Here is a 1260-nt window from a genome sequence, read left to right as displayed (position 1 = left end):
GGTGTTGGGGGAGGCCGAAGGTGGTGAAGGCGGTGCGTTCCGGGAGGGGGTAGGGGTTGGTGCCGGTGAGGGTGTTGAGGATGGTGGCGCTGCGCCAGGCGGTGAGTCCGAGGTCGGGTGCGCCGATGCCGTGGGTGTGGCGTTCGGCGTTTTGTACGTAGATGGTGCCGGTGATGGTGGGGTCGGTGATGATGCGGAATTTTTCGTCGATGCGGAGGCGGTCGGCGTTGTCGTGGCGGAGGTAGGGGTGGAGTGCGGCGAGGAGTTGGTCGAGGGGGCGTTCTTTGTAGCCGGTGGCGAGGATGACGGCGTCGGTGGTGAGGCGTTGGCGGGTGCCTTGTTGGGTGTGTTCGAGGTGGAGTTCGATGCGGGTGGTGGCGATGCGTCCGGCGGTGCGGACGTTGATGCCGGGGGTGAGGGTGGTGTGGGGCCAGTTGTTGTTGTGGGTCCGGCGGTAGAGCTCGTCGTGGATGGCGGCGATGGTGTCGGCGTTGATGGCTTTGTGGAGTTGCCATTGGTTTGCGAGGAGTTGGTCTCGGATGGGTTCGGTGAGGTGATGGAAGTAGCGGGTGTAGTCGGGGGTGAAGTGTTCGAGGCCGAGTTTTGAGTATTCCATGGGGGCGAATGCGGGGGTGCGCCCGATCCAGTGGATGTTTTCTTTTCCTGGGGGGCGGTGGCGTAGGAGGTCGAGGAAGATTTCGGCGCCTGATTGGCCGGTTCCGATGATGGTGATGTGTTCGGCGTTGATGATTTTGTGGCGGTGGTGGAGGTAGTCGGCTGAGTGCCAGACGGGGGCGTCGGGTGCTTTGGCGAGGGGGCGGAGGGGATGGGGGATGTGGGGTTCTGTGCCGATGCCGATGGCGATGTTGCGGGTGTAGGTGCGGCCGAGGGCTTCGGCTTGTCCGTGGGTGTCGAGTTGGGTGTGGTCGATTTCGAAGAGGTCGTGTTCGTGGTTCCAGCGGATGGTGTCGACTTGGTGGTGGAAGTGGAGGTTGGGGAGGTTGTCGGCGACCCAGCGGCAGTAGTTGTTGTATTCGGTGCGGTGGGTGTGGAGGCGTTCGGCGAAGTAGAAGGGGAAGAGGCGGTGGTGGGTTTTGAGGTAGTTGAGGTAGGTCCAGGGGTTGGTGGGGTCGGCGAGGGTGACGAGGTCGGCGAGGAAGGGGACTTGGACGGTGGCGCCGTCGATGAGGAGGCCGGGGTGCCAGTTGAAGTGGGGGTTTTGGTCGTAGAAGGCGGTGTTGAGGTGGGTGAGGGGGTGGG

The 1260-nt window shown here is 63.7% G+C and carries 1 protein-coding gene; it reads right to left on the bottom strand.

Translation table 11 applies throughout. From position 1 onward, the window contains the following. Positions 1–1260: lysine N(6)-hydroxylase/L-ornithine N(5)-oxygenase family protein (locus MTQ10_RS30565; protein ID WP_247474009.1), on the bottom strand; the 1260-nt coding region annotated here is incomplete at both ends.

The organism is Streptomyces sp. XM83C (genome assembly GCF_023072675.1).
In the GTDB taxonomy this organism is placed as follows: Bacteria; Actinomycetota; Actinomycetes; order Streptomycetales; family Streptomycetaceae; genus Streptomyces; species Streptomyces thermocoprophilus.
The sequence above is the reverse complement of the archived record's forward strand: the minus strand, read 5'-3'. Positions and strand labels throughout refer to the sequence as shown.